The organism is Nonlabens xiamenensis (genome assembly GCF_003865345.1).
In the GTDB taxonomy this organism is placed as follows: Bacteria; Bacteroidota; Bacteroidia; order Flavobacteriales; family Flavobacteriaceae; genus Nonlabens; species Nonlabens xiamenensis.
The window spans coordinates 737,816-759,464 of record NZ_RMVE01000001.1; the positions used below are offsets into that span (position 1 = coordinate 737,816).

At 42.5% G+C, this 21,649-nt stretch carries 17 protein-coding genes; 9 read left to right on the forward strand and 8 right to left on the reverse strand.

Going from position 1 to position 21,649, the window contains the following annotated elements; all coding sequences use genetic code 11:
• Positions 1 to 26 precede the first annotated feature (26 nt).
• The gene (kbl, locus tag EGM47_RS03335) at positions 27 to 1,220 is read left to right on the forward strand and encodes a glycine C-acetyltransferase (protein ID WP_124979331.1); all 1,194 of its coding nucleotides are present in this window, start codon (positions 27 to 29) and stop codon (positions 1,218 to 1,220) included.
• Positions 1,221 to 1,336: 116 nt separating this feature from the next.
• Positions 1,337 to 2,701, forward strand: a complete 1,365-nt coding sequence (locus EGM47_RS03340) for an OmpA family protein (RefSeq protein ID WP_124979332.1) — start codon at positions 1,337 to 1,339, stop codon at positions 2,699 to 2,701.
• Positions 2,702 to 3,300: 599 nt separating this feature from the next.
• Here EGM47_RS03340 and EGM47_RS03345 read toward each other — a convergent pair.
• Entirely contained in the window at positions 3,301 to 4,707 is a 1,407-nt protein-coding gene (locus tag EGM47_RS03345) for a DUF5689 domain-containing protein (protein ID WP_240642153.1), read from the reverse strand.
• A 40-nt stretch (positions 4,708 to 4,747) separates the two neighbouring features.
• Positions 4,748 to 7,609: a TonB-dependent receptor gene (locus EGM47_RS03350; RefSeq protein ID WP_206052100.1), complete on the reverse strand. Its 2,862-nt coding sequence runs from the start codon at positions 7,607 to 7,609 to the stop codon at positions 4,748 to 4,750.
• Between the two features lie 125 nt (positions 7,610 to 7,734).
• Here EGM47_RS03350 and EGM47_RS03355 point away from each other — a divergent pair, with 125 nt between their 5' ends.
• Positions 7,735 to 8,799 (forward strand): endonuclease/exonuclease/phosphatase family protein, encoded by a 1,065-nt coding sequence (locus EGM47_RS03355; protein ID WP_124979334.1) that lies wholly within the window; start codon positions 7,735 to 7,737, stop codon positions 8,797 to 8,799.
• Positions 8,800 to 8,944: 145 nt separating this feature from the next.
• On the opposite strand, the gene EGM47_RS03360 is transcribed toward EGM47_RS03355, so the two are convergent.
• Positions 8,945 to 9,307: a YraN family protein gene (locus tag EGM47_RS03360; RefSeq protein WP_124979335.1), complete on the reverse strand. Its 363-nt coding sequence runs from the start codon at positions 9,305 to 9,307 to the stop codon at positions 8,945 to 8,947.
• The gene (locus EGM47_RS03365; RefSeq protein ID WP_124979336.1) at positions 9,308 to 10,210 is read right to left on the reverse strand and encodes a S66 peptidase family protein; all 903 of its coding nucleotides are present in this window, start codon (positions 10,208 to 10,210) and stop codon (positions 9,308 to 9,310) included.
• 99 nt (positions 10,211 to 10,309) lie between these two features.
• Between EGM47_RS03365 and EGM47_RS03370 the strand changes: the two genes are divergently transcribed.
• The 3 genes from EGM47_RS03370 to metG all read left to right on the forward strand — a co-directional run bounded on the left by EGM47_RS03370 (position 10,310) and on the right by metG (position 15,626).
• Positions 10,310 to 11,761 carry a DUF1800 domain-containing protein gene (locus EGM47_RS03370; RefSeq protein ID WP_124979337.1) on the forward strand — a complete coding sequence of 484 codons (1,452 nt, stop codon included), beginning with the start codon at positions 10,310 to 10,312 and terminating at the stop codon, positions 11,759 to 11,761.
• 7 nt (positions 11,762 to 11,768) lie between these two features.
• On the forward strand, positions 11,769 to 13,373 hold the full coding sequence (locus tag EGM47_RS03375; protein ID WP_124979338.1) for a DUF1501 domain-containing protein: 1,605 nt from the start codon (positions 11,769 to 11,771) through the stop codon (positions 13,371 to 13,373).
• A gap of 192 nt (positions 13,374 to 13,565) precedes the next feature.
• Positions 13,566 to 15,626, forward strand: a complete 2,061-nt coding sequence (gene metG / locus EGM47_RS03380) for a methionine--tRNA ligase (RefSeq protein WP_124979339.1) — start codon at positions 13,566 to 13,568, stop codon at positions 15,624 to 15,626.
• A 59-nt stretch (positions 15,627 to 15,685) separates the two neighbouring features.
• On the opposite strand, the gene EGM47_RS16575 is transcribed toward metG, so the two are convergent.
• Both EGM47_RS16575 and EGM47_RS03385 read right to left on the reverse strand, forming a co-directional pair.
• Positions 15,686 to 15,811, reverse strand: a complete 126-nt coding sequence (locus EGM47_RS16575; protein WP_262707047.1) for a hypothetical protein — start codon at positions 15,809 to 15,811, stop codon at positions 15,686 to 15,688.
• A gap of 176 nt (positions 15,812 to 15,987) precedes the next feature.
• Positions 15,988 to 16,863 (reverse strand): pirin family protein, encoded by an 876-nt coding sequence (locus EGM47_RS03385; RefSeq protein WP_124979340.1) that lies wholly within the window; start codon positions 16,861 to 16,863, stop codon positions 15,988 to 15,990.
• A 514-nt stretch (positions 16,864 to 17,377) separates the two neighbouring features.
• On the opposite strand from EGM47_RS03385, the gene EGM47_RS03390 reads away from it, so the two are divergent.
• A complete protein-coding gene (locus EGM47_RS03390; protein WP_124979341.1) occupies positions 17,378 to 19,567 on the forward strand; it encodes a TonB-dependent receptor in 2,190 nt (729 codons plus the stop codon).
• Between the two features lie 58 nt (positions 19,568 to 19,625).
• On the opposite strand, the gene EGM47_RS03395 is transcribed toward EGM47_RS03390, so the two are convergent.
• Positions 19,626 to 20,054, reverse strand: coding sequence for a Rieske (2Fe-2S) protein (locus EGM47_RS03395; protein ID WP_124979342.1), 429 nt, complete (start codon positions 20,052 to 20,054; stop codon positions 19,626 to 19,628).
• A 205-nt stretch (positions 20,055 to 20,259) separates the two neighbouring features.
• On the opposite strand from EGM47_RS03395, the gene greA reads away from it, so the two are divergent.
• Positions 20,260 to 20,736 carry a transcription elongation factor GreA gene (gene greA / locus EGM47_RS03400; protein ID WP_124979343.1) on the forward strand — a complete coding sequence of 159 codons (477 nt, stop codon included), beginning with the start codon at positions 20,260 to 20,262 and terminating at the stop codon, positions 20,734 to 20,736.
• A gap of 1 nt (position 20,737) precedes the next feature.
• On the forward strand, positions 20,738 to 21,130 hold the full coding sequence (locus EGM47_RS03405; protein WP_124979344.1) for an HIT family protein: 393 nt from the start codon (positions 20,738 to 20,740) through the stop codon (positions 21,128 to 21,130).
• A 26-nt stretch (positions 21,131 to 21,156) separates the two neighbouring features.
• On the opposite strand, the gene EGM47_RS03410 is transcribed toward EGM47_RS03405, so the two are convergent.
• Positions 21,157 to 21,606: a nucleoside deaminase gene (locus tag EGM47_RS03410; protein WP_124979345.1), complete on the reverse strand. Its 450-nt coding sequence runs from the start codon at positions 21,604 to 21,606 to the stop codon at positions 21,157 to 21,159.
• Positions 21,607 to 21,649: the final 43 nt, after the last annotated feature.

The following is a 21,649-nucleotide window of genomic DNA, read 5'->3' on the forward strand; positions in this document are numbered from 1 at the left end:
ACCTTTGTAAAAATCAAAGCATAAATATGTACGGAGCTATCAAAGAACATCTTCAAAAAGAGCTGGCTGAAATAAAGGAAGCTGGCCTTTATAAAAAGGAAAGAGTAATTACTTCTCCTCAGGATGCGGTCATCAAGTTGGAGGACGGCAGTGAGGTGATCAACTTTTGCGCCAATAATTATTTGGGATTGTCTTCTCATCCAGAAGTCATTCAAGCTGCCAAAGACACGTTAGATTCACATGGTTTTGGAATGAGTTCGGTGAGGTTCATTTGTGGAACCCAAGATATTCACAAAGAATTGGAACGCAAGTTGGCCGAATTTTATGGCTGTGAGGATACCATACTATATGCGGCTTGTTTTGATGCCAATGGCGGAGTGTTTGAACCACTGCTAACTAAAGAGGATGCCATCATTTCTGATTCGCTCAATCACGCCTCTATCATTGATGGAGTCAGGTTATGTAAGGCAGGCAGATATAGGTATGCAAACGGAGATATGGCCGACCTAGAAGCACAACTCAAACAAGCAAATGAGGATGGTGCGAGATTCAAGATTATCGTTACTGATGGTGTTTTCTCCATGGATGGATTATTAGCTCCATTGGATGAGATTTGTGATCTTGCCGATAAATATGATGCGATGGTCATGGTAGATGAGTGTCATGCAGCTGGCTTTTTGGGGGGCACTGGTCGAGGAACCCTTGAGGCAAAAGGAGTTTTAGGTCGTGTAGATATTGTCACAGGAACTTTGGGTAAAGCCTTGGGGGGTGCCATGGGAGGTTATACTTGTGCGAGTAAAGAGGTCATCGATTTGTTACGACAACGTTCCAGACCCTATCTGTTTAGCAATTCTTTGGCACCTTCTATTGTAGGTGCGTCGATAAAAGCTTTGGATTTAATCGATAAAAGCACAGACTTAATTGAAAAAGTTCAATCCAATACAAGTTATTTTAAAGAGAAGATGCTAGCCTTGGGATTTGATATCGTTGATGGTGATAGTGCTATTGTTCCTGTAATGCTATATGACGCCAAGTTATCCCAGAAAATGGCCGATCAACTCTTAGAGGAAGGTATTTACGTTATAGGCTTCTTTTATCCTGTCGTGCCAAAAGAGAAAGCTCGTATCAGGGTCCAATTGAGTGCCGCTCACGACATAAAACATTTAGAAAAAGCGATTTTAGCCTTTGAAAAAGTTGGAAAAAGGTTAGGAGTTATCTAAAATTAACAAGGAATAAACATTTTTAAGTCAATTTTTGCAGAAATTTATTTAAAGCATACTTGTCAGTGAACGTGAAGGGTGTAATTTTGCGTCGTTGATTTTAAATACTTCCAACAATGAAAAACATAACTAAACTAATAGTCGCTGGTGCTATATTTCTTTCTGCCAGTTTGAGCTTTGCTCAAAATGAAAACAACCCTTGGGCCGTAACAATCGGTGTTAATGCCATTGATCTTTACCCAGTCGGGGAGCCAGATCAAGGCTTAGGCGAATACTTTGACGAATTTTTTAATGTAGACCATTATAATCTTCTTGCTGCACCTAGCAGATTCGAAGTTGGGTACTACGTTGGCGACGGAATCGTTGCTTCTGGTAACTTTTCTATCAATCAAATAGATCAAGTAGGTGATACTTCTATCGATGATATTTCTTATTACGCTCTAGGTGGTGGATTGAAATACAACATTAATGAGTTGTGGAACTCCCAAAGCGTCTTTAGTCCTTATTTGGGCGTAGGTGGATCCTACCAATGGTTAGATGATGAAGGTTTCGGTACGTTTAATGGAACTTTCGGATTTGATGTATTGATTACAGAAAATATCGCTGCAAACGTCGGTACAACTTACAAACATGCCTTTGAGGATGCAAATCCAAAACACTGGCAACATACTGTAGGTTTGAAATTGCTCTGGGGAGCTACAGACACTGATGGAGACGGGATTATCGATAAAAACGATAAATGTCCAGAAACACCAGGAAAAGAAGAGTTTATGGGATGTCCAGATTCTGATGATGATGGAATTCAGGATTCTCAAGATGATTGTCCTTATGCTGCTGGAACTCCAGAGAACAATGGATGTCCTGATACAGATGGTGACGGTGTGTTAGACAAGGATGATAAATGTCCAGAAGTTGCCGGGAAAGCTGAATTAATGGGTTGTCCTGACGGTGATAATGATGGTGTAGCTGATGGAGACGATGAGTGTCCAACGGTTGCTGGTCTAGCCAAATTTAATGGATGTCCTGACACAGATGGTGACGGGATCCAAGATTCTGAGGACGAGTGTCCAAATGAAGCTGGTATAGCCGAATTGAACGGTTGTCCAAGACCTGCTCTTCCACCACAGGAGGTTCAAGCTCAATTGAATGAATATGCAAGAACTATCTTGTTCGATACTGGAAAAGCTACGATCAAAGCTGAGTCTGCTCAAACTTTGGCTGACATCACTGCGATCTTGAATAAATACCCAGAGGCTAAATTCTCTATTGATGGTCATACCGACAGTGTTGGTAGTGCACGTTATAATGAGAGATTGTCTGACGACAGAGCCCTTTCGGTTAAAACTTACTTGGTTGAAAACGGTATCAATGAATTCCGTTTGAGTTCGCAAGGTTACGGAGAAAGCAAGCCAGTTGCAGATAACAGTACCGCTGCTGGTAGAGCGCAAAACCGTCGTGTTGAGATCAACTTGGTAAAATAATTTCAAGTTTTCTCCTCATCTTAAGAGGAAATAAATATAAACGCCATCCCATTCGGATGGCGTTTTTTTATTCCCATTTTTCGAGGAGAACCACTGCTCAGTTGGAAATGTTTATTAAATGATCTCTTTGACTAGAGATGGGATGTTATTGCCATAGGTAGATCCGGTCCTATTATCCTTTCTTCTGCCCCATCTTTATGTATCCAGTGCCTTCTTTCAGGAAATTCAGTTGTGTTTTTCATTTACTTCTCTTTTATCTTAGAAAATCTTAATGAAAAAGATTATCCGGCAACAATGTAGGGTTTAAAGGAGCGTATTTAATTGTTCAACCCTATGTCGCTGAGTCTGATTGGTTATATATACAGGGATTTCTATGATTGATCAAAAAATAAATTGCGTCCTTAGGTGATAGCACCTTATTACTGTTTAGAATGTGGAGGCTATTTGAGCTTGGTGTGGTCTATTACGATCTCACTATCCTTGGTAAACTTGAAGGTAGAGAACGAACCGAACAATATTGGAAATAAAAAAGCCATTGCAAATGCTGCAATGGCTTTTTGATATAAATGACAAGAATAGTCCCGTCGTATATGAATGACCTAGTTGCTGGTCAAAGAAATGTTGTCCAACTCGTAAGTTCCATCAGTTCCAGCATCACCACTTCCTTCATATCGGAAAGCAATATGTCCTGTACCAACAGCACAGTCAAGCGATACATTTCCTGAAAAAACCCAGTTCCCGAAATTCTCATTATCGCTAACGATGGTTGCATCTGCTAATGGTTGCCATGTAGCACCAGGGATATTTGCCTGCGTACCATCCCAATCATCGGAATATAGTACTTGCATACTGGAACCATCGGCAAAACTATTTGAAGTTTCGAAAGAGAAGACTTCACCAGTTTGGGCGTCAAAATCAAATTCCGGAGTGACCAACCAAGCAATCGTGCTGGCATCACCAGATCTGAAGGATCCACAATTCACACTTTTTCCTAAAGACGCATTAGTCCCGCCAGCTGTATAAACTTCCCATGTTTCAGTTCCAGCCTCTTGAAAATTAGTCCATCCAGCTGGCATAGCAGCAGATCCAGTAGATTGGGTCTCAAAATTTTCATTAAGAATGACATTGGCTCCAGGTCCTGCAGCTGTTCCACAAGAAAATGGTGTGAGGTCACAACGATTCGGGTCATCCAACATTACATTTTGAGGACCGTTAACGCTAACAATATAATAATCGTCAAAAAAGTCTCTGGTCAATATAGCATCAATATTTCCTTTTCCTTCTGGAAGGTCTAAGGCTTTAAAGTCAGCAAATGTACTGGTAGAGAATATTGCAGGTGTTCCAAATGCATCGTTACAGCTTTTAATCGCTCGTTCACCATCAAACTGGTCTTCTGCCTCGGCAGCATAACTCTTTTCTAAATCTTCCGTTACAAATTGTACATTTTGTAAGCGAATCCAGGTCAATTCGTGGTCCTCAGAGAATTCATTAAAGGCCAAAACAGTAGGAACAATGTCAGCTGTTTCAGGGCTTCTGGTAATGATTTCATTCTCTCTGCTGGCTTGGATACGCTCAATGCTATTTCCAGAACCTATACCCAAAGTCAGCACACCATTTTCTGTACCTGCGCTCAAACCATCCAATTTTACAAAGATCTTTCTTCCGAAATCATATCTAGTAAATAAAGGATTCACATCGATAGAAATGACCAGACCTATTGTAGGGTTTTCGGGTTTATCTTGGATGATCAATTCTTTGAACCAGTTTCCACCTTCATCACTGGAGATAACGTATCCAGAAACGTACTCATTGGTGGTTTCAAAGGTGACAATATCTTCGTTGCTTTGCGCCAAACGTCCAGCAACCGTGCTAAGTTCTACGACGTTCCCGTCGATACTTACCTCCTGAGGTTCCGTAAATGGAACGGCAAAGTCGTCGTCTTCCACACAGGAGAAAGTGGCTGCCGCCAAAAACGCCAATGCGATGAGTTTGTTAATCGTTTTCATATTGCTATTGTTATTTGTGCTTAATTTAATCATTTATTGTTTAGAATCTTAGGTAGAAGTTGAGGTAATAAGTACGACCGTTTCCGTAGAAATAACGTGGGGCAAATATCTCAATCGGATTGTTACGGTCTTCCAGCAAGCTGGTATAGTTACCATTTCTTCCCTGCTCAAATCCTCCAGTGCGATATTCTGTGTCAAAAACGTTGTTGATGGTGGCAAAAAAACCTACGTACTTGTCTCCGATTTTCCATGATTTTCCACCGACCAGATTCACCAAATCATAGCTTCCGAATTTTTCTTGTCTTAATAATTCCCGAGCCACATTCTCATCATAACCTACGATAGGTTGGCCATCTAGATCTAGAGCGAATCCTTCAGACCTCGGTAGCGGTGCCACATCAACATAGGCGTTGCTGAAGAAGTTGGCTGTAGCGCCGATCCACCAGTAGTCTGGATCGCGGTATTCAAAACCTATCTGCATCGCTTTTTCTGGCCCACCGGCCACGTGATAATCCTTCAAATTCGTTGTACCATCCCCAAAAGTAACACCGTTCTCGTTCTCTTCAGTTGTAAAGTCATCAGAATACAACGCAAAATTTGGATTGTTGGTATAGACGCTTTGTCCTATAGATCCAGCCGCTTTCAATTTAATCGTTGGTGTCGCCTGAACTTCCAATCCAAATTCCATCCCAATGTTACGTCGATCGATATTACTAACCACTTCCTGTACAAAGGCATTTCCTTCTACGTTGGAATCCAATCCTGAGATCCTTTGGCTGAAGTAGAAACTAATGTCAGTACTGTTTTCAAATTTGCTGTAATATCCAGTAAGACGAGCCTTTACGATAGGACTCTTAAAGATATAACTGGCATCTGTACTGTAAATCGTTTGAGACTCAAGTCCAGGAACGGTTTGATTGTTCTGTCTGGCATTTACGAATGAGCTTCTGATGGTAGGTGCTTGAGTAAAATAAGCTCCATTGATATCAAGGAAAGTCTTACCGCTTACTTTATAAGTAGCTCCGGCCTTTACACCGTAATTGGTAAAGTCCAGCTTTTCCCCTAACCCAAACGAGTTTTCGGCAAAGTTTCCGTTTCTATATTTTCCGTCCCTTTGGTAAGTAGTTCTGGAAAGATTGAGGGCCGTATAGAAATCTACCTTTTTGGTCTTCACCTGCGCCTGCACAAATCCTTCCACTTCATCAGCAAAAATATCGTAGTTGTACTTGTAACGGTCTCCCTCTCCTACGATACGATTCATATTATTCAAGTCAGATTGAGCGGCTTGGTCCTGGGTGATGTCTGAAGTCTCCTGTGCAAAGAAATCTACATCCAGATAACCAGTTCCACCTAGTAGGTCATCAATGCGCGCATAGTTTTCGCTGGTAAGTTTTCTATAGGAAACCCCACCGTTAAATAAAATGTTGTCTGTGAGATCAGCACTGATGATGGTGTTGGCCATCAATAAATCATCGTCAATTCGATCTTCCTGAATCACATAAATAGAGTTACCGCCATTTTGTGTAGAAAGTCTATTGGCTTCGTACAAGGATGCCCAATCCAACTGACCATCAGCCTGAAATTCCTGTTGTGCTAAATAAGCATTCATAAAGTCAATAGGTTCCTGACCATTCCTCAAGAAATAGCTGGGTAAGTTTTGGTAATAGTCAGGATTCGGATTTCTCGCTCCACCTATATAAGCATTCTGTCCATCAGGAGTAGTGACCAATCGAGTTCCACCGTTATCAATACGGGTGTTCCCGATTTTTCCAAATTGGTACCCGACGTTGGTGTTGACACGTAGCTTGTCATTTACTGTCCAGTAGTGGTTGAGCATAAAGATGGGCTCAACAATTTCCCTGATACGGCTATTTCTAACCGCACCGTCTTGGTTACCCCAGTATGGGTTGTAACGCAATCCCTTTAGGTCACGTATTTCCTGGGTCATCGGTGCACGACGACCCCTTCTGTTGGGAGTATACATTCCCGTAAAGTTAAGGGAGTGTGCATCGCTGAATTTTTTCTCTACCGAAAGCGCCAAGGAATTGGCATCATACAACGTACCTTCACTAAATCCTTCATCACCTGCACGTCTAGAAGCAAGAATGGCATATGACCATCCGTTGTTCAACAGACCACTGCGATGCGATACCATAAATCTACCTTCATAGGAACGATCTGCAACAGCCACACTGATTTGGGTTCCTTCACGTTGCTGTGAAGCGCGCATATCTATACTCTGAACACCACCTAAACCACCGAAAGTATTTTCAGCTGGAGAGAGCCCCATGGTAAAGGTCTGGTTGCGCTGTAAATCATTCACTCCACCCCAGTTGCTCCATTGTGGGCGACCAGAAAAAAGTTTATTCATACGCAGTCCATTGATTAACACGTCACCATCTTCACTGTTCAAACCTCTGGGTCTAAAGAAAGTGGCCGAAAAATCAAAAGCAGCTGCCCTTAAGAATTGGTCTCTTGAGGCCTGTAGCAGTCCAGAAATATTATTGGCCGCATTCTCATCTTCAGCCAGGTCATTTTCTGTCAAAGAAATCACCCCCACGGATTGTTGCTCGTTGATGTTGTCTGATTCCAAATATAGCGGATCAATATTGACAACATTAGTGGTGCTAATGACCACCGGAATTGTTTTGGTCAAATAATTGTTGAAAGAAACACGGATTTTTTGATTGCCTTCAGTCAGGTCCTGATCAAAGGTAAAATATCCGTTGGCGTCAGTAGTAGCGGTGTATGGAGTGCCCACTAACTCAATGAGTACGCCTGGTATGGGTTCTTCACTGGTCTCGTCAATGACTCTTCCCTTTAGCAGCTCCTGTGCCATTCCCAAACTGGCAAATAGCATGAACATACCAAAGAAAATCCTGTCCATTTTTTTAATCATCATTTGTTAATATTAAGATTTCGTTATGAAAAGCGCGCAAAACTACGATATTCTTATCAGTTGATTACCTTTGGCGCGCAAATTGTAACAGAGTTTACAAAAACATAACTTAAGAGAGTTAAAACAACATGTATAAAAACCTATTATTCAGTGTGTTGGCGGTTATCGCTTTCGCGAAAGCGGCACATGCACAGTCATCGGGACAAGCCAAACAATACAAAGTCAAGACAGTAGCTTTCTACAATCTTGAGAATCTTTTTGACATAGAGGATGATACATCGATTAACGACGAAGCCAGTCCGATCATGGAAATGGCCGAAGGTGTCAGAGCCTCTGTATATGAGAAAAAGCTCACCAATATGGCCCGAGTAATCAGAAAGATCGGTGCTGCCAAAGCGCAAACTGCTCCTGCTTTGGTCGGAGTCTGTGAGATTGAAAACAGAAAAGTGCTGGAGGACCTTATTAATCATCCACTGCTGAGAGAGTTTGACTACGGTATTGTACATTACGATTCTCCTGACCGCAGGGGTATTGACACTGGCCTGCTTTATAAAAAGGCAGATTTCAAAGTGTTAAACAGCGTTTCCAAGGAGCTCCTTATTTATGATAAAAGTGATGGCGATCGTATCTATACCAGGGACCAATTGGTGGTCACCGGTGAGTTGGATGGAGACAAAATCAGTCTGATTGTAAATCACTGGCCATCGCGTCGTGGAGGTGAACAAAAAAGTAGACCGAACCGTGTGGCTGCTGCTGCTTTAAACAAACAGGTCATCGATTCGTTGCATAGTGTGGACGCAATGTCTAAAGTTATGATCATGGGTGATCTCAATGACGACCCGATTAATGAAAGCGTGTTGGTAACACTAAATGCCCAGCAGGAACGAGAAAATGTAAAGCCGCAGGCCATTTATAATCCATACATCCAGATGCTAAAGGATGGTTATAATACACTGGCATATAGGGATGCCGGAAATATATTTGACCAAATCATGCTTACTTACCCACTGCTGGTCGAAGCCAAGCAACCTGGTTATAAATATTATATGGCAGGTATCTATAATCCTAGTTTTATGACCAATAAAGAAGGAAGGTACAAAGGTTATCCTTTCCGAAGTTTTGCCGATGGAACTTTTACGGGTGGTTTTAGTGACCATTTCCCCGTTTACGTTTATCTGGTCAAGGAAATTTAACCAGATAAAAATCCTAAAATAAACAAGTCCTTTGAGCAGATTTTCCATCTGAACAAAGGATTTTTTTGTGGTCTGAAAGTTGAAATATGAAGTTTATTGAAACGCCAATATTCATGGATTCAAGACGTTAAGCGTGTTCCAGAGTTTAAAAATGGTAAAATGCATCCTTGATATGCTCCAGTTTGGTACCCTGCTTATTCCTGATGATCGCCACAATATCAAAACGGACTTCTACATTATCTGTAATATATTCTTGTACGTAATGATCTGCGGTAGCTATGAGTTTTTTAATTTGTTTTGGTTTTAAAAAGGTCTGGGGATCGCCAAAATCTGGAGTAGATCTTGTTTTTACCTCAATAATGGCGATAATATCATTCTTTCTAGCAATGATGTCTATTTCTCCTTTATTATAGGTATAGTTTCTTTTCAAGATGTCATAACCTTCTTTTTGAACAAAGCTCGCTGCCATGTCCTCACCTTCTGTTCCTAATATATTGTGATCTGCCATCTACTGTGAAAAAATGATCTGTTGATTCTGGATGTTTATATGCATAGTTTGTCCTAGAAATATAGGGCGATGATCTGCTATGTGACCGGCTGGAAAGTTGAATACAACTGGAAATTGATATTCATTAGTTACATCCTTTATAATAGAAATCACATCCTTACCAAAAGGAATCTCATGATCTCGCAGGTCGGTCATCCCGCCTACCAATAACGCTCGTAGCCCAGTCAGATGACCGGCACGCTTCAAAGAGTACAACATACGCTCTATATGATAAAGGTACTCGTCAATCTCCTCAATAAATAATATTCGACCTTCTGTTTTAGGAAAATCTGTACTTCCCAACAAACTGTAAAGAATAGAAAGGTTTCCTCCTACTACAGAAGCACTAATTTGTTGAGGTGAAAGCTGTTGATCATTTTCAATATTGATCCGTACCCGTTCTGAGCTCGCATCACCCAAAAGTGCCTGTTTCATAGCTTGAACACATGCCTTGGGTTTTTGGGAGAGTTCCAGCGGCATAAAGCAATGTATGCTTGTCCATCCATGACGTTGCCATAACGCATGTAATAATGTCACATCCGAATACCCTAAAATTAATTTAGGCTGTCCGGAAAGATCGAGCCCATCCATGAGTTGAATGGTGCCATAACCACCCCTGGCAATCCAGATAGCGTCAACCTCCGGATCATCCATGGCATCTTGAAAATCCTTTAACCGTTGTATTTTATCTCCACCAAACTGGTGGTGCACCTGATCCACCGTACCTCCATAACTGGTACTCAAGCCCCATGATTCCAGCAGTTGTACAGCTGGTGAAAGTGCAGTAGATGCAGCGCTTCTTGCCGTACAGAGGATCCTAATATGTGCACCTGCGCTCAGGTAATGATTTGGTTTATAATGCATTAAAAAAAAAGAATTATCTTCATTTAAACCATTGGACATACTAATAGTTCAAATACCAAGTTAATCATTTAAACCAATCTTACTTAAAATTTGTAGCTCATGCAAACCCTAACCTCCTGCAACACGGCTCCGCTGACCACCTTCGTGCCTGATACCACTACTCCATGGGATACAAAGAGAGTTCGTCACGCCTTACGACGACTGGGATACGGACGCACCCAAGGTCTAGAAGCCGCTGCTCTTGCCCAGATGCCCGATGTTTTTATAGATCAACTAATTACCACAGCAGCTGGATATACAGTTACACCTGCTCCAAGTTGGAGCAACTGGTCTAGAAGTGATTATACGGACTACAACCAAGAACGTATTCTGCAAATCAGGGAGTGGATCAGACAGGTGTATAATGACACCTTGAACATGAACCTTAGAGCAAGGATGACCTTGTTCTGGCACAATCATTTTGTGACAAGAGTGGAGGATTATTCGGCACCCAGTTGGATGTATCAGTACTACAATCTATTGCAAACCCACGCTTTAGGTAATTTCAAAACCTTGGTCAAGGAGATGGGAAAGAATGAATCCATGCTGGTATACCTCAACGGCGTGCTCAATAATAAATTCAGTCCCAATGAGAATTATGCGCGCGAACTATTTGAGTTGTTCACCCTGGGTGAGAATAATAATTACACCCAAAATGATATCGTTGAGGCATCAAGAGCCTTGACTGGTTATAACCAGTGGACCGAACTGGGCGCACCGATCAATTTTCAGACGTCAACTTGGGACAATAACCCAAAAACCATTTTTGGTATTACGGCAAATTATGACCATGACACCTTGATCGATCACTTGTTTGCCGTCAGACCGATGGAAATTTCAACCCATATTGTAAAAAAGATCTATAGGGCATTTGTAAGTCCAGAACTCCCTTCTTCCGTTATCATTGATCAGCTGGCTGCAACTTTCCGAAATGCAAATTGGGAGATCGCTCCCGTATTGAGACAGTTATTTAAAAGCCAACACTTTTTTGATGAGGCCGCGCTTTCTACGATCATCAAAGACCCAATCGATTGCTTTGCGATTTTTATCAAAGAGGCTAACTTTTCGCTTACGGATGATGAACTTCAGACACTGGCCTATATTGCTGGTATTTTGGGACAAGATTACTTTAATCCCATTGATGTCGCTGGATGGCAGGGTGATCGAGATTGGATCAATAGCAACACCATAACCGGAAGATGGCAGGGGTTGGAATATATCATGTGGGTGAGTTGGAACCAGGATCAGGAGTTATTTAGAAATATCGCCTTGGACAGCTCCTCTTCCACTAATGATCCTGCTGTTATTGCCAAAGATATTGTGGATAGGTTCGCCCCCCAGGAACTTTTTACAGCTGCAGATTATAACCTGGCAACCACCGTATTTAAAGGTGACGTACCACAGAACTATTACGATAATAATCTATGGGATCTTTACTGGCAGTCCGTGCCTTACCAAGTCGTATTGTTATTGCAACATATTTTTAGAATGCCAGAATTCCAACTCAAATAATATTCCCATGTGTCAAAAACATCACCCCTATCAAGATCCTAACTCCAAAGCCCATCACGACGAACACGAGGCATGGAGCCGACGCACTTTTCTCCAGGCTTTGGGAATTGCCGGAGCAGGTGCATTTACCATGGGAGGCACCCAGATTTCCAGTGCAATGCCATCACCGCTCACAGCAGCCATTAATAGCTCTTCTAATGACCGCATTTTGGTTTTGGTGAGACTTAAAGGTGGAAACGATGGGTTGAATACAATAGTACCCGTCTATGATTACGCTACCTATGCTTCCAGACGTAGCAGTATCGCTTTACCTCAAAATTCGCTATATGCGTTAAATGCAGATTTTGGTCTACCTTCTTTTATGAGTTCGCTACAATCCAGATGGGGTAACGGTCAGATGAAAGTCGTAAATGGTGTGGGCTATGCAGTACAGGACTTGTCACATTTTAGGTCCAGTGATATTTGGGCCTCAATTGACGCCGTTAATCAAGAAGAAACTGGATGGATGGGCAGGCTGTTTGAAAGTGAGTTCCCCAATTTTATATTGAATCCGCCGGCCGTTCCGCCAGCTATTCAGATCGGTAGTTTGGGTAATCTGGCCTTTGAAGGACTGCAGACCAATTATTCTTTTTCCGTGGCTGATCCTCAACAATTATATAACCTGGCCCAAAATGGTTGGCAGCATGATCCTGTGAATGTTCCTGCCTGTACCTATGGTGACCAGCTCAGCTTCCTGCGTTCAACCACCAATAACACATTCAGGTATGCAGGGGTAATCAATACGGCTTACCAAGCGAGTAGCACTCAGGCTACTTATAATAATAACAATATTGCTGAGCAGTTTTCGATTGTGGCCAGGTTGATCAAGGGACAATTGGGAACCAAAGTTTATATGGTGACCTTGGACGGATTTGATACACATGCCTCCCAAGCCGGAACCCATGCAGATCGTCTCCAAAAACTGTCAGATGCTATCGACGCCTTTTATACCGATCTTACTGCCTATGGGAACCAAGATGAGGTATTGTGTATGACGATTTCAGAATTCGGCAGGCGGGTAGAAGAGAATGGATCTAATGGGACAGACCATGGAGCTGCTGCCCCAATGATGTTGTTTGGAGGTGGTCTGAACGGAAACGGTTTTATCGGTGCTCATCCCAGCCTTACGCAATTGGACAACAATGGAAATATGATCCACAATATTGATTTTAGGGATGTGTATACCACTGTATTAAAGGATTGGCTATGTATTCCACCAGGGATGGTAGATCAAGCCATGCTCAATGGAAATTACAACACGTTGAATCTAGGCTTTAATTGTACCACCGCCGGAATTGATAATGTCGTCCAACAAGATTTTCATCATCTGGTTATCAATGCGCCAGATGGAGAGCGTTTGCGTGTACAATTGGAATCTGGTAGAAAACTGGATATTCGTATTTATAATATGTTGGGTCAAGAAATCGGTCAGCTGGCCAATTCCTATTACGCTCCGGGAATGCACGAATTTGATATCAAAGCAGGTCTGAATACGCGTATGGATGCAGGTCCCTATATCTACAGGATTTCCACCAACGGCCAGGAATACTCTAAACAGTTTTTGTTGAGATAATGACTTAGAATGAGATGCATAGTCAGCTCACTGTTATTATCACTGTGGACATTCCAGTTTTAGCCTGGACTCTCAACACTAGAAGACTTGTTTTATGCAAAGTAATAAAGGGTAGATTACTCCCGCAGCAGATGTAAAAATCTGTGGGTTCAAGCTTATTAATTGTAAATTTGCGACTCTCAAAATTCATTCATGAGTAAGCAACAAAGATTTACGATCACCGCTGCACTTCCTTACACCAACGGGCCTGTCCATATTGGGCATCTTGCAGGTGTGTACGTGCCAGCCGATATCTATGCCAGATACCTGCGACTTAAAGGAAAAGATGTAGCTTTTATTTGTGGAAGTGATGAGCACGGTGTGCCTATCACCATCAAGGCAAAAAAGGAAGGCATCTCTCCACAGGAATTGGTCGATCGCTACCATACCATGATTGGAGATTCTTTTGAGGAGTTTGGGATCTCTTTTGATAATTACAGCCGTACCAGTGCGCCTATACACCATGAGACCGCCAGTGCCTTTTTCACCCAACTTTATCATGATGGGAAATTTGTGGAAAAGGTGACAGAACAACTCTATGACGCACAGGCAGACCAGTTTCTGGCCGATCGTTTTGTAGTGGGTACCTGTCCCAAGTGCGGCAATCCAGAATCCTATGGGGATCAATGTGAAAAATGTGGTACCAGCCATAATGCCACGGATCTGATCAATCCTAAAAGTGCCATCACAGGCAACCAACCACAACTGAAGGAAACTAAACATTGGTTCCTTCCGCTGGATGAGTATAGTGAATGGTTGAACCAATGGATTGTTGAGGACCATGCTACCGACTGGAAGAGCAACGTGGTAGGTCAAGTTAAAAGTTGGATTACTGACGGCTTGCATCCCAGAGCTGTTACTCGAGATCTGGACTGGGGAATTCCAGTGCCAGTTAAAGGTGCTGAGGGTAAAGTGCTGTACGTTTGGTTTGATGCTCCTATCGGATACATTTCAGCTACCAAAGAATGGGCGGCTCGAGAAAACAAAAACTGGGAAGACTATTGGAAAGATGAGGATACCAGCCTGGTTCATTTCATAGGTAAGGACAACATAGTTTTCCATTGTATAATTTTTCCAGCCATGCTTAAGGCACACGGAGATTTTATATTGCCAGAAAACGTTCCCGCTAATGAATTTCTCAACCTGGAGGATGATAAAATTTCTACGTCCAGAAATTGGGCCGTATGGCTTCACGAATATTTACAGGATTTTCCAGGTCAACAGGACGTGCTGAGATATGTGTTAACGGCCAATGCTCCAGAAACAAAGGACAACAATTTTACCTGGAAAGACTTTCAAGCCCGTAATAACAACGAACTTGTAGCCAATTTGGGGAATTTTGTCAACCGTGTGGTGGTACTGACTAACAAATATTACGGCGGCGTGGTGCCTCAACCTACCGGCCTGGAACCACGGGACAAGGAACTCCTGGAAAAAATCAAGACTTATCCTGGCAACATAGGTGGTAGTCTGGAACGTTACCGCTTTCGCGAAAGCCTCGCCGAACTCATGCATCTATCCAGTTTGGGTAACCGTTATATCGCTGAAGAAGGCCTCGAGCCCTGGAAACTGGTCAAAACCGATCCGGAAAAAGTTCAAAACATCATGTACGTGTGCTTGCAACTCACAGCTGCGCTCGCAGTCCTCAGCGAACCTTTTCTTCCACATACGTCTAAAAAACTTAGGCACATCTTAGGTTTATCAGATTCAGTAAGCTGGGAGACTGTTGAAAGTGAAAAAGCCTTGCTAGCCGCAGGACATCAGGTCCAAAAGTCACAATTGCTCTTTTCAAAAATTGAGGATGAACAAATTCAGGCGCAGTTGGATAAGCTCGCTACCACAAAAGCCAATAATACCACGCAAAACCCAAAACTCATGCCGCAAAAAGATGAAACCCAGTACGATGATTTTATGAAGATGGATCTGCGGGTAGGAGAAATTCTTACTGCAGAAAAAATGCCGAAGACCGATAAATTGATGGTGATGACCGTAGATACTGGTATTGACAAACGTACCATTGTGTCCGGAATTGCTCAGCATTATAAAGCTGAGGACCTGGTCGGTCGAAAGGTAACCGTTTTGGTCAACCTGGCACCAAGAAAATTAAGAGGTGTTGAATCACAAGGAATGATTCTACTGGCCGAAGATCCAGAGGGTAAATTGGTCTTTGTTAATCCAGATGATGAGATTCTGAACGGAGCCACCATCGCCTAATAAAAAAGCCTCGTTGCCGCAGTGGGTCAACGAGGCTATTAGTAGTCTAATCGAGTAGGTTATTCTTCCTCTTCGTTATCATAAGTCTTGACCGATTTGGGTTGTAAATTGTCATCCTTGGCAATGCCTTTAGCTTTTGGGATGGGATGTTTTCCTTTGGTTTCCTTGTAATTTGGCGTTTTCATAAAATTTGTTTTTTAAAAGATAAAGAAATCCATAGGTTATCCTACACCCACTAACAAAAGTTTAATGCTTTTTAGCAACGGTTAACATTGGCTTTTTATCGCTTGCTCTTCGTTTTTAAAACTGCAATAGTCCTATAGGTGAATCTAATTAACCATTGAAAATTGGTGTTTCTTCATTATTTAGGGAGAGAAACATAGGTATCGTCATTTTCCATCATGGGGAAGCTTTTTTCCTCCCAAGCGCTTTTGGCGTGTTCTATTTTTTCTTTGGAGTGGCTAACAAAGTTCCAATAGATATGTCTTTCTTCTGGAAAGGCTTTTCCACCAAAAAGTAGTAGGTGACTGCCCGCCTTGACCTTGATTTCGCAAGCATCATTGGTTTTGCTTACCAACATATTTCCCGCATTAATTTCTTGGCCACAGGCCCATACACCGCCAGTAACCACGGTTATACCTATTTCACCTTTAAGATGGTCTTTGATATTAAGATTAAAATCCTGTGTGGTAACCACATCTACCATAAAAAGGTCTGAATGCACTGGAACCGGAGAGGTATGGCCGTAGCCGGTGCCTGCAATCAATTGAAATCTAGCCCCCTGTTCTTCCCATTTAGGTAATTCTGATGGTTCAAAATGATGAAAAGATGGTGCCAAGTCTTCCAAGTCTTTGGGCAAAGCCACCCAGATCTGATAGCCATGCATGGTAAATGACTTGCCTTTATCTCGCAAGGCTTGGGGAGTGCGTTCCGTATGCGTGACTCCTTTTCCAGCCACCATCCAGTTAACCGCGCCAGGAGTGATGACCTGGTCAGTACCAATCCCGTCTTGATGTCTGATCTCTCCCTCCATTAAGTAGGTAAGCGTAGAAAGACCTATATGCGGGTGCTGATCCACATCCATATATTGATGAGGTCCCAACTCTGTAGGTCCCATATGATCGATAAAAATAAACGGGCCTACCATACGCTTTTGGCGGAAGGGTATCAATCTTCCTACCAGAAAATCACCAATATCGCGGCTGCGTTCTTCGATAATTAATCCTGTGTTGGACATAACTTATAATTTAATAATTCTCAACTTATATTCTCGTTGAAATTTACGCAATACTAAGCCAGCACATCAATTGAGGGGGTAAAGACTGTTGTTGTCCAACCAAAAGGAAAATGTAGACTAGCGCTGTAAAGGTCAAATGTACCTGAAATTTTGGCCTGATTCTTACCTTTTTTGCCCGGCGTGATCCCAGTTTACAGCAGTCATCACCATCGTTTTTACTTCTATAGCTTTTCTACTTTAAAAAGTCAAATAATCTAAACCGACCATGTATCTTTGCCAGCGTCTCAAGGGGTGCTGTGTAAAAGCGGCTGAGATTATACCCGAGGAACCTGGGCGAGTAATGTTGCCAAGGGATAGGAAAAGTACTAGTAGTAAAAGCAACACTGGTTGGGATAAACATACACCTTTAGCCAGGTCAGCGTATACCACCAATACTTTTCAAGAGCATCCTCTCTAACTTAATATTAACCCAAACCGAATGAATGCCCCTTTCATTGGAACTACAACTGTTCTTATGAAACATTTATGTCGCGTTGTCATGGTAGGAGCCCTTTTTTCAACGGGTCTGGCCGCAGCGCAAAACACACAGGAAAAGGATTCGCTCACCGCAGAAAAGCTGGATGAGGTACTGGTCAAGGCCGTACGCGTAGATGCCAATTCGCCAATCACCCACAGCAATCTCTCTGAAAAGGAAATTGTTAAAAGAAATCTGGGCCAAGATTTACCCACCATCATTAATTTCCTACCCTCAGTAGTTACCACGAGTGACGCAGGTGCCGGGATTGGTTACACCAGTTTTAGGGTGCGTGGGGTAGATGCCAGATCAACCAACGTTACCATCAATGGTATTCCGTATAATGATGCAGAGTCCCTGGGAACCTTTTTTGTCAATTTAGGGGACTTTTCTTCATCGGTAGAAAGCCTGCAGTTGCAACGCGGTGTGGGAACCAGTACCAATGGAAGCGGGGCTTTTGGAGCCAGTTTAAACTTGCTTACCGATGCCATTGAATCCGAGGCCTCTGGTCAAATTTCTAATTCGTTTGGTAGTTTTAACAGCAGGAAACATACGGTAAAATTTTCTACTGGCCTGCTGAATGAACATGTTGAGATCGCCGGTCGCTTGTCCAATATTGCCTCAGATGGTTTTGTAGACCGTGCCAGCACCGACTTAAAATCCTATTTCCTTCAAGGCTCCTATGTCGATGATAAACGCCTGATCAAGGCCATTACGTTTGGTGGGGAGGAAGTCACCTATCAATCATGGTTTGGGCTAACGCCTGAGCAGCTGGCTGAGGACCGCCAATTCAATCCCGCTGGCCAATACACGGATGAAAATGGAGAAACAAGATTCTATGACCGCGAGGTGGATGATTACCGACAAGACCACTACCAGCTGCACTGGAACGAGCGTTTTGACAACAAATGGTCAGCAAATTTAGGCTTGAACTACACCTACGGTCGTGGCTTCTTTGAACAATTTCGCGAGGATGACGATTTTGATACCTACGGATTTGACCCATTGGTTGTTAACGGTCAACCTGTTAATACCACAGACCTTGTGCGTCGTCGCTGGTTAGACAATGATTATTATGTGGCCAACCTCAATCTGAATTACAAGGACAATAAGGCCGATATTCTAACGGGAGTTTCCTTCAGTCACTATGATGGAGATCATTATGGTGAGGTGATCTGGGCGCGTTTTGCCTCCCAAAGCGAGATTCGGGATCGTTATTATGGTGGGAATGGAAAGAAGAATGATGTTTCCGCTTTCGCGAAAGCGAACATTAAACTCGATGACAAATTCCAGTTGTATGCCGATCTACAGGTGCGTAACGTCAATTATGAGACTTCGGGAATCGACTCTGATTTGGCGGCATTCAACGTAGATGAGAATTATACGTTTTTCAATCCGAAAGCAGGCTTGACTTATGCCTTTGACACCAGCAACGATTTCTACTTTTCTTATGCAAGGGCAAATAGAGAACCCAATAGAGATGACTTTCAAAACAATCCAGAGATCGAGCCCGAGCAACTCAATGATTTTGAATTGGGCTGGCGACACCGCAAGGGGAATTTCAGTTTGAATGCCAATGCTTATTTTATGTATTACAACCAGCAACTCGTATTGACCGGTGCCATCAATGATGTCGGGGCTTTGATCAGAGAAAATTCTGGAGAGAGTTATAGGTTGGGCCTAGAACTAGAAGCCAATGTTCAACTCGGGAAGAAATGGTTGCTTCAACCCAATCTTACGTTAAGCAGCAACAAAAACCTGGAGACCGTCCGATCTTTTGATGGAGAAATTCAAAACTTGGGCAGTACTGATATTGCCTACTCTCCTGAAGTCATTGCCGCCAATGCTGTAGTTTTTCAGCCAGTAAAATCATTACAAATATCACTGTTGAGCAAATATGTAGGTCAGCAATTTATGAGTAATACCGAGGCGTCGCTGTCCCAATTGGATGACTTCTTTATCAATGATTTGAACTTGGTTTATACCATTGAGACCAATTCCATATTTGAAAGTGTTGTTTTCACTGGATTGGTGAATAATATTTTTGATGTGGAATACATCTCAAATGGTTATTACTTTTCCTTTGACGACGACTTTTCTAATCCAGGGACTGTTACAACGGTAGAAGGAGTCGGCTACTATCCGCAGGCGGGTGTTAACTATTTATTAGGTGCGACCTTTAACTTTTAAGGCCTCTAATGTTAGTATAAATAAGCATCTTGACCCTTGTTTGGGTTGAGGTGCTTTTTTAATTGGATACACGGATGATGTTACCACTCTTGACCACCCGATAGGCTTTCATTCCAAACCTGCCTTCCCCCTCAATGGGCCGGCCAGTCAGAATATTGTATTTATTGATGTCATCGGTACAGGGGCAAGTGGCCTCAATACCCGAAATGGTCATTGTTGAACAGGAGTTGGGGGCGTGGTTGGGATCGCTCAATTCATAGGCAACATATTGCTCATTGTTGAAGTGATAAATCACAAAACCACGGATACCTGCGCTATTGACAACTACGGATGTGCCTGGAAAATTGAGGGTGGAGTATTGCGGTAGGCTGGTGTTGATATCAAATTGGAATCCTATATCTACCAAAAATGGATTTTGTCTACCGTCATCATCACTGGAACAGGCCAGCAATGCTCCCAACAACAATAAGGCAAGAATTCTACGCATGTATGTTTGTTTGATATTCTGTATCAAAGGTATAACGTTATGATTAGGTTTTAGTATATTTGTTTGACAATCCCGCAGCAATGATGGGATTTTGTTTTTTAAGGTCATGGGCTCATAAATGGCGTCTATTTCCTCTTTAATGGTCAGGAATTTAGAGCGATTGACCCTGGATCATTGACCATTTCATTTAAATCTTTTGACAATCATGAGTAACGTATCATATTATACCGAAGAAGGACTAAAAAAATTAAAGGACGAATTAAGCCACCTGAAGGATGTGGAGCGTCCCGCCGCTTCCCAAGCTATTGCCGAGGCCAGGGATAAAGGTGACTTGAGTGAAAATGCTGAATACGATGCGGCCAAAGAAGCCCAAGGAATGCTGGAAATGCGCATTTCTAAACTTGAAGCTATTGTAGCTAATGCTCGGATTATTGATGAGAACAGTCTTGATCTTTCAAAAGCTTTGATCCACAGTACGGTAAAGATCAAAAACTTGAACAATAAGATGATCATGAATTATAAATTGGTTGCGCAAAGTGAAGCCGACCTTTCTAAAGGTCATATTTCTGTAGAGTCTCCTATTGGAAAGGCTCTGCTGGGTAAACAGGTGGGTGATGTTGCCGAGGCTCAGGTACCGGTAGGAAGTATAAAACTTGAAGTCCTGGAAATTTCAAGAGACTGATATGAGTATTTTTACTAAAATCATCGCGGGAGAAATTCCTACTTATAAAGTAGCTGAAACAGATCAGTTCTATGCTTTTCTCGATATCAATCCCAATGCACCAGGTCATACTTTGTGCGTTCCCAAAAAAGAGGTCAATAAACTTTTTGATTTAGATCAGGAAACTTATGACGGTTTGATGTCGTTCAGCAGGAAGGTTGCGCTCGCTCTGAGAGAAGAAGTAAGTTGTCTTAGGATCGGCATGTCTGTGATTGGGTTAGAGGTCCCACATGTGCACGTTCATCTGATCCCTTTAAGAAGCATGGAAGACATGAGGTTTGTCAACAAGGTGCAGTTGGATCAAGAGCAAATGCAGGACATCGCTGATCGAGTCCGAAAAAGATTTGAGCAGTAGTAAGCTGCCCCAGCATTGTTTGACAATCAATTCAAGCTGCGTTTTCTATCAAAGAATTCCCTAAGAAGTAGGCTACATTCTTGTTCTAGTATACCAGATACAACTTGGGTTTTTGGATGTAAGCAGGAGCCCATGTTTTGGTAACCCCTGTCCAGATCCCTTGCGCCAAATACTAATGTTCCCATCTGCGACCAGTACAGTGCCCCTGCACACATCTGGCATGGTTCCAAGGTTACATACAGGCTACAATCTTTGAGATATTTTCCGCCTGTAAATCCTGATGCAGCGGTGATAGCCTGCATTTCAGCGTGGGCGGTGACATCGGTCAAGGTTTCTGTGAGGTTATGGCCCTTGGCAATAATGCGATTTTGCGTAACGATAACGGCACCTACTGGGATTTCATCCCTGTCAAAAGCGGCTTGGGCCTCTTGCAGGGCTTTTTCCATAAAATAGCGGTGGTCAAAGGGCTCGATCATCTTACAAAACTAAGCATTCATCTCTGACTAATTTCTATATTTT